The sequence below is a fragment of the Vibrio sp. S12_S33 genome (assembly GCF_963889785.1).
Taxonomy (GTDB): Bacteria; Pseudomonadota; Gammaproteobacteria; order Enterobacterales; family Vibrionaceae; genus Vibrio; species Vibrio aestuarianus.
The window spans coordinates 25,399-32,062 of record NZ_CAWPQZ010000040.1 but is presented as its reverse complement, the minus strand read 5'-3'; the positions used below and the strand labels follow the sequence as shown (position 1 = coordinate 32,062).

Below are 6,664 nucleotides of genomic sequence, written 5' to 3'. Positions count from 1 at the left end.
TCTTAATTGACTCTTGCAGTTGCCAGACCACAAGACGTTTTTATCAAATTGAAAGGGGTTATATAACTGACTTATAGCTGTAAGCTTTACGGAACCCCCAGCCTAGCTGGGGGTTTTCTCGATACAAGAAAAACCGCTGTTTTTACAGCGGTTTTTTCGTATCTAGAGTCTCGAAAATCATCTTACACATATAGATGGCACAGATGTACTTATTGAGACTTCCAAATAGCATTTACGACACTCGTATTGCACCTCATCTTCCATTACGTGAAAGCGGCTACCCTAAAGAGTTCACATTCTCCTTTCTTACCCGTGATGCCATTAATCAGTTGCGTCAAAACTACCGTTCCCAATCAGAAACCACGACTAATGCACCGATGCTTAGTGGCATTACCGCAGTAAAGACAGCATCACCCCGCTCTAGTGTTGGTAAAGAAGAGCTTAACCAACTCACTAAAGTGGCAGCGTATCGCTACCTGAAATACCCCTAGCTGGGTATAGAGTCCCTAGAAGTGAGACCGGTTAATAATGAATTAAAATGAGCCACTCGTTTGAGTTTGTGTGCTGGTATTAACCGTATTGTTGCCACCAGACTGCCACTCAGTCAGAGCGCTACTATCGCTTTCTGAACGCTTCAGACATTTCCATTCGAAGGATTGACCACTTGGAACCTGAATAGTTGCTTGCCATGTTGGGTAAATCGCTGGGTCCAGTCTCACTGCCTGTGCAGGCGCCCAATTACCAAGTTGGCTGGCACTGCCGACCGCATAAACACTTTGTCCCCACTGGGTGTAACCATTATTACAAGTAAAGGTCACGTCGATGAGGTCTGCATTACCACCACTTCCCGCCTTACCATGCAAGACAACCGCTTCATTCTGATCAAGGTTTAGAGTCGCAGCCCCCTGCGAAACTGTAACACCATTGCTACCAACCAGACTGGTATAGTCGCTATCAGCTAGAGACAACGCAGAAACATTAATCGTGGTCGCGACACCTCTATTTAATGCAACTAACACTACATCGTCTTCAAATTTACGTTCATAAACCAAAACATCGTCATTGAGCCATTTCTGGTTGTAATCACCTTTCTGGATAGCGGTACTGGTTTTTCTCAATTCAGTCAGTGATTGAATGATCTTAAATGCATCACTCTCCTGAGCGAAACTCGGCATAACTTCGCGGTTGTATGGATCACTACCAACCTGACCGAACGCATTAGTGGTAAAGTTAGCGCTATAGTGCTCGGTGCCGTAATAAATCGCAGGAATGCCGCGAACCGTCATCGTAGCGACCAAACCGAGATCGACGCGTTTTTTAGCGAAAGCTTCTGACTGACCTCCACCAGCTTCATTATTTCCTGGACCAAAAGTGTTTGCAGTCGAACGGAGCGCGGTCGAAATACGGGCCATATCGTGGTTATCCATAAATACGACCTGCCAGTCATCGCTGGTGAACACTTGGTTGCGGGTTTTAAGATAGCTATTGAGTGTCTGCATGGTATTACCGCTGCGGCCAACCAGAACTCGTTCTAAAGTGTCACGGAAACCAAAATCAAGTAACGCAGAACCAGAATTGTTGGCATAGTCGATCGCGTAACTATCAATGCCTGTCGTTGTCGCTGCGCTAGCACCGAACCACTCGCCAAAGAAGTAAAAACCGTCGCGACCAATGGTCGAAGCGTAGTTGTAGATATCACCTGTCCACTGCTGGATAAATTCTTTATCCATGTGCTTGATCGCATCAATACGAATCGCATCAACACCCGCATCAATCCAGAACTTTGCACCATCCAACAAGTAGTTATAAACCTTGGAATTGGACTGGTTAAAGTCAGAAAGGTTAAACAGATTATGGTTGCGAACCTGATACCAGTCATTCCAGTTGGTAACACCGCCATTGTGGTGATACCAGTTAGTACCTGCGGCAACATCAGTGTTGTAATCGGTAATATACGCACCATCACGATACAGAGCGCCGTACTCGTTTTCATCATTACCATTGGAGTGGTTTGGTGCGTAATCCAGAACCAACTTCATGTTGTATTCCGAGCTGTGCATCAACTGGCTTAACTCTTTAAAGTCATCCATCGTGCCTAGATGTTCATCCACTCTGAAGAAATCTTTACCCCAGTATCCGTGGTAGCCCGCACCACCATTCACATCGAGATTATCGGCATTATCCACTGGCGGAGTAATCCAAATCGCTGTGATGCCCAAGGATTTGAGATAAGGCAGTTTGTTGATTAAACCTCTAATGTCACCACCGACGTACTTCTTGAGGTTACTCGGATCGTAAGTAAGTGGATTGTTGCCACTGTTGTTGCTCGCGTCGCCATCACTAAATCGATCTAGGAAGACGAAGTAAATCGTCTCTTGTCTAAAATCGAAAATGCTGCTTGCCGTGGTTGCGGCTTGCGCACCTATAGCGGGAGCCGAAAGGCCGCCGCCTATCGCCAATGTCGCAAGCAGTGCGCTGCAAATCAGTGTCCGTTTATTCATTAGAGGTTCCCCGTTGTTATTAACTAAGCCGAGTAGGGTCGGCTGTGAATTAGATTGTTTTCATTATAAAAATCAAAAATATGACAAAACGCGGTGTTGAGGTTGAAACGGAATGTACGACCAATGTCCGCCGTCGTGATTGACTGATCTTGCACACGGGCAATCAGCTCTTTACCACCCACCGTGAAGTAGAGGTACTTTTCGTTGCCGAGGTTTTCAACCACAGATAGCTGGCCTTCAAAGGTGTTCAGTGTTTCACCCTCATGCGCCAGCGATATATGTTCTGGACGGATACCGAAGCAGACCGGATTATTCACGTACTGATCCAGTTCCGCTTGCATTGCTTTAGGGATCAGAATTCGAGCAGATGGCGCAATTTCGACCATTAGATTTTCACCATCATAGCGTAGTACGGTGTCGACGAGATTCATCGCAGGAGAGCCGATAAAACCTGCTACAAATCGGTTCGCTGGGTAGTTGTATAAGTTGGCAGGTGTATCAACCTGCATGATTTTGCCCTGATTCAATACACAGATTCGGTCACCAAGTGTCAAAGCTTCAGTCTGGTCATGAGTCACGTAAATCATGGTGGCCGGGTTGCCTTCATCTTTGAGCGATTGATGAAGCTGAGCAATTTTTACTCTCATCGAGACACGAAGCTTGGCATCTAGGTTCGATAACGGTTCGTCAAACAGAAACACATCCGGTTTGCGAACAATGGCCCGACCTACCGCAACACGCTGACGCTGACCACCGGACATTTCTTTGGGCTTACGGTACAGCAGGTCTGTGATTTCGAGCTTTTCTGCCGCTTCCTCAACTCTTTTTTTAATCTCTTCTTTAGATTTTTTAGCCATCTTGAGGCCAAAAGCCATGTTGTCGAAAACCGTTTTGTGTGGGTAAAGCGCGTAGTTTTGAAACACCATCGCAATACCACGATCCTTAGGGGGCAAATCGTTCACTTTGCGCTCACCAATATAAACGTCCCCTGATGAAATCGACTCAAGCCCAGCGATCATTCTCAATGTGGTCGATTTAGCGCAACCTGATGGGCCGACAAACACCATAAATTCGCCTTCATTGATTTCAAGGTCGATTCCGTGTACCGCTTTAAAGCCGTTTTCATACTGTTTTTCTACTTGTTTTAGGCTAACTGTTGCCATGGGTACTCCAAATAAAGCGTTATAAACTCATAACTTACGGCACATCTCTATGTGCATTAAGCTATAAACTTAACGCCGTCAGAGAGTCTCTGACGGCTCAGTGTTACTGACAAGTGGCGATCATCGCGCGCACTGGATTCTTATTTTCATCAATTTGAATTGACCAAACATATTTACCATCTACGGGAATATCTACGCGGGTATTTTTAGCAAAGCCACCACGCTTGAGGGCAACTTCTTGGTCGACGCCTATTTCTCGTCCTGAAACCGTGTATTGTGGATTCCAGTTCATGGTGGCGAACTGAACATTGACCATTCCCGCTTTCTCTTGATGAACAACCTGATAGATACCATCACCTTTATGGCTCATTTCACGGTCCTCAAGATGAATCCACTGACCTTCATCAAATGTCCCAACCACAAACAACGATGGGCGAATCGGACCGCGATCCTCAACCGTTGGCAAATCGCATTTCGCCAGCAGGTTATCCGCATTGGTTGGTAATGCTTGACTGGTCGTGTCACTGGTACTGGAACAACCAGCAGCAAACGCACTAAGTAGCAGAGGTAGCATGATTTTTTTCATCATAAATCCTTATTTTTAATTCAGTTTAACGGCCAATGAATAGGCGTTTTAACCAATGGGTTGGCTGGTCAGTTTTTTGGCCACGATTAGATTGTTTGGCACGATCAAACTGACGAGTAAGCTTGTTGAGAACAGCGAGGTTCTTGTAATACGCACGAGCCTCTTTGGCCGGATAGCCAAACAGGTCACTATGCGCGGGAAATGACTGACTAACGCCAGATTTAGCTTTGATAACAGAATAATCGCCAATGGTGATGTGGCCTGCGGTGCCAGCCTGACCATGAACGATGACATGGTTACCTAATCTGGTATGTCCCGCTAAGCCGACCTGAGAAACCAGTAGACAGTGTTGGCCTACGTTACAGTCGTGACCAATTTGGACCAAATTATCTATCTTAGTCCCTTTACCTATCACGGTATCACCTAACGTTCCTCTATCAATGGCGTTATTGCAGCCGATCTCAACATCTTCTTCGATGATAACGCGTCCAACACTTTCCACTCGCTCAAACTGACCATTGAGACCATTCATATATTCGAAACTGAAGTTACCAATAGCGTTGTTGGAATCAATAGTGACGTTATTACCAATCACAGTTCCCTCTTTAATCACGGTGTTAGCATGAATGGCAACATTGTCACCGATAGTGACACCATTCATTATTTTAACGCCAGGCATAAAATGGCAATTTTTCCCTATTTGGCAATGCTGCCCTATATAAACATCTGGATTGTCCGAGGTATTGCCTTGTTCAAACAATTGATACTTATGCACTTTGTAATAACGTAACAATGCATTAAGTGTGTCCGCTTTAAGCGACTCAATCACTATTTTGCATTTTGCTTGGCTAGATAAGATGTTCGATGGTCCTATGATCACGTCCGCTTTTGATTGATCAATGAGCTTGAGTTCAGCTTTAGAAAAGACAATCGTCAATCCACCCTCATTAGGGCTGTTAAGCGGCACAATCGTATCCACAGATAAACACGGGTCACCATCTATCTGACCCCCCATCAATTGAGCAATTTCTGAAACCGTGATCATAGGAATTCCTTAAGCAAATAAACGTGTGTTACAGACGGTAAATAGCCTGAACAAAGAAGGTGTTCTGCTCAACGACCTTCTCCTCTCCAGCAAACTTAGTGAAGGTTTCGGTATCTTTGGCCCACTCGTACTCACCTTTAAGCAACCAGTTATCACCGACAGACTGCTCGTAACCCATAGTGGCTTTACGAATGTCCTTAAAGTACTGCTCTCCTGCATCCCAACCTTGTGTAAGTTTGGTTTCATTTTCACCGTAACGGGCACGAACGTATAAGGTACCAGCATCTTCAAAGCTGTACTGCACAATTGGCTCAACATACTTTTCAGTAAAGTCACTGATTTCATTGATGGCACCGGCAGCGCTTCTATCATCGTTATCCTTGACTTGATAGAAGAGCTCTAAGCCCAGTTCCCAGTTACCAAAACGTTTATAGGGCTTAACTAACACCGAGTAACCTTCTTCAACTCGAGTTCCCCACGCGGATCTATCCTCATCGTTGTAGAGATATTCAAGGTTGGACTGGAAGCCTGCATCGTACTCGTTGCTATAGAAGTTGAAATAAGGACGAACACTATGCTCAGCGCTTTTAGTTCGTAAGTTGTTCGTTCCCCCTGTATTGACAATTGTGCCTAAAGAGTATTCAAGGTCGTAGATAACTCCAGTTTCAAAACCGTTCGGCAACGGGAACTTTTTATCTATCGAGATAAGGTGCTTATAGCCATCTTCTGTTTCAACGTACGAGCGGTCCTGATTGCGTTTAACGCGCTCTGTCAATTTAAATGCGTACAGAGAAGAGAAGTTCCAGTGAGCGTTTTTATAAAACAGTCCAAGCACTTCATGGGTGGTAGTGCGTTCATTTTCAGTCTTTCCACCATAGGTTTGATAAGTTGTAATATCCTTGTCTTCATATTCAATCGACGTTCCAACATGGCCACCAAAATCTAAGGTTTGAGTCAGAATGTTGCCTCCCATTGGTTGGGGAGCTGGGCCGTTATCCGCAGCAAAGACAGTGGGTGTAGTACTCAGAGCGCAAGCAATACTGAGCGAAAGTGCAGTCCTGTTCACAGTATGTCCTTAACCTCATTGAGGTGGATTCTATCTATATTAATCGGGTATAAAGTAGTAGTTCAGCCTGAACGCCTAATCATTGTTCTGCATCTGAATAATATTTGCTTGGTGAATAAGAGTCAAATGAGACCCTGGTCACTGATACCAATATGAAAATTTGACTTGCATCACTAAAAATAAGGTTTAATCAGGGTTAATACTCGCTGGCGATAGAAATGGAATTAACAATATAAGTGTGCATAAACTTTTCAAAAGACCTTATGAGACAAACGATTTAATCGATTTAGATCACATTTAGAC

6 protein-coding genes are annotated in these 6,664 nt (G+C 44.7%); 1 reads left to right on the top strand and 5 read right to left on the bottom strand.

Annotation, left to right across the window (positions count from 1 at the left end; translation table 11 throughout):
* Nucleotides 1-203 precede the first annotated feature (203 nt).
* A complete protein-coding gene (locus AACW06_RS15455) occupies nt 204-491 on the top strand; it encodes a hypothetical protein (RefSeq protein ID WP_192075753.1) in 288 nt (95 codons plus the stop codon).
* A gap of 42 nt (nt 492-533) precedes the next feature.
* Here AACW06_RS15455 and AACW06_RS15450 read toward each other — a convergent pair whose 3' ends face one another.
* The 5 genes from AACW06_RS15450 to AACW06_RS15430 form a co-directional block, all read right to left on the bottom strand.
* On the bottom strand, nt 534-2,501 hold the full coding sequence (locus AACW06_RS15450) for an alpha-amylase family glycosyl hydrolase (protein WP_192075751.1): 1,968 nt from the start codon (nt 2,499-2,501) through the stop codon (nt 534-536).
* A gap of 23 nt (nt 2,502-2,524) precedes the next feature.
* Complete coding sequence (locus AACW06_RS15445) at nt 2,525-3,664, bottom strand: ABC transporter ATP-binding protein (protein WP_192075750.1); 1,140 nt, start codon at nt 3,662-3,664, stop codon at nt 2,525-2,527.
* A 103-nt stretch (nt 3,665-3,767) separates the two neighbouring features.
* Nucleotides 3,768-4,253, bottom strand: a complete 486-nt coding sequence (locus AACW06_RS15440) for a glycosidase (protein WP_192075749.1) — start codon at nt 4,251-4,253, stop codon at nt 3,768-3,770.
* 22 nt (nt 4,254-4,275) lie between these two features.
* The gene (gene lpxD, locus AACW06_RS15435) at nt 4,276-5,295 is read right to left on the bottom strand and encodes a UDP-3-O-(3-hydroxymyristoyl)glucosamine N-acyltransferase (RefSeq protein ID WP_192075748.1); all 1,020 of its coding nucleotides are present in this window, start codon (nt 5,293-5,295) and stop codon (nt 4,276-4,278) included.
* A 28-nt stretch (nt 5,296-5,323) separates the two neighbouring features.
* Nucleotides 5,324-6,361: a porin gene (locus AACW06_RS15430; protein WP_192075747.1), complete on the bottom strand. Its 1,038-nt coding sequence runs from the start codon at nt 6,359-6,361 to the stop codon at nt 5,324-5,326.
* Between the last annotated feature and the right edge of the window lie 303 nt (nt 6,362-6,664).